This window comes from Kosakonia pseudosacchari (genome assembly GCF_900184035.1).
GTDB lineage: Bacteria > Pseudomonadota > Gammaproteobacteria > Enterobacterales > Enterobacteriaceae > Kosakonia > Kosakonia pseudosacchari.
On sequence record NZ_FXWP01000016.1, the window covers coordinates 1 to 1281 of the forward strand.

The 1281-nt window shown below is 51.3% G+C and carries 1 protein-coding gene; it reads right to left on the reverse strand.

Features of this window, described 5'->3' with window-relative positions; all coding sequences use genetic code 11:
* Positions 1–23: 23 nt before the first annotated feature.
* Positions 24–1199 (reverse strand): IS4 family transposase, encoded by a 1176-nt coding sequence (locus BN2591_RS14675; protein WP_086872639.1) that lies wholly within the window; start codon positions 1197–1199, stop codon positions 24–26.
* Positions 1200–1281 lie beyond the last annotated feature (82 nt).

Genomic DNA, 1281 nt, shown 5'->3' on the forward strand with positions numbered 1-1281 from the left:
CTGAGGGATCCCCAGAAACATCATTAATACACCATGATGATGTTTCGATAGACCCTCGCTATATCGGCGTATACCCTGTCGGGGTTCATCCCCGACAGGAGCCCCGGCGACTGCCGGATGACATTTTCACTCAATGTCAGATACGACAGCACCCTGCGTGATTTCTCGCTGTTCGCCTGGAACCATCGATTTATTCCCTTACTTTCAAGGTAATAACCCGTCAGCCATATGATGATGCTGTAGAGAACTGCAACCAGGCAAAGCACGGAAAGTCGTTTTTCTCCCCGACTTTTACTTACCCGCAGTCCCAGCCCATAACGCTCGCTTTTTTCATCCCTGAAGTTCTGTTCTATCTGCATACGGCGACTATAAATTTTAACTATCTCGCGTGGCTTATATTCCATCAGACTGGTAAAAAGCAGCCACGGTTCACGTGCGTTTTTACGGTACATCCTGTCTGTTTTGGGGTAATGCTGGCTGCCTTTCCTGCCTGTCGCCCGTTTATGCACGGTGTAGAAATGTCCCGGACAGTCACGACTGGCGTTGCGTGCCAGTCGCCCGAATCCCAGATAGCGCGCCGTTGTTGATGACGCAATATCCCGCGCCATCTGCCACTCTTCGTCCCCGACGACCTGAAAATAGAGGCTCCCCCTGACTCGCCCGACAAAATCCCAGCCCAGAGAGCGGATGTGGTGAAACCAGCTGCTGCGAAAGCCCGCATCGGTCACGATAATGACCTGCTTATCTTTGCCAATGGCGGCGGCCATCTGATCGAGAAAGGCATTTTGCACGGCAGAGTTGTTCTGGTAGCGGGAGGAAATGACTTTGCTCATCAGAGGGATAGCTCTGCCATCACACAATAAGCTTGCCCGCAAAACACTGAGCTCTGATGAAGGATAGCCACTCCAGTCCACGGCAATGACACAAACTGAAAGGCTGTGTGTGAGGCGGGATACAAGCTGCTGGTAGACGGAGGGAATATCACTGAACATCAGGTCGCTGTTGAGGTGCCGGTCAACACGCTTAATCTTGTGCTTAACACGTGCGGGACCTGGCAGGTATCTGCCGATGCTGGTAAGAGAAAGCGAAGCACCACGCGTCAGGGCCACGGTCATATCGAGCAGGGCGTTTTTACGGTACTGATGAATAGAGTTCAGGGACTGGCTGAAAAATTTATGGCAAACTTGTGAAGCAGGCATAGAGGTGTGACCTTACTTTTTGGTGGAACACTAAGTAGATCACAACCTTCTATGCCTGTCTTTATTTATGGGGAACCGTCAG

Bases quoted from the DNA above. Each gene is read 5' to 3' on its own strand.
- BN2591_RS14675 (WP_086872639.1), bottom strand. From the start codon at position 1,199: ATGCCTGCTTCACAAGTTTGCCATAAATTTTTCAGCCAGTCCCTGAAC.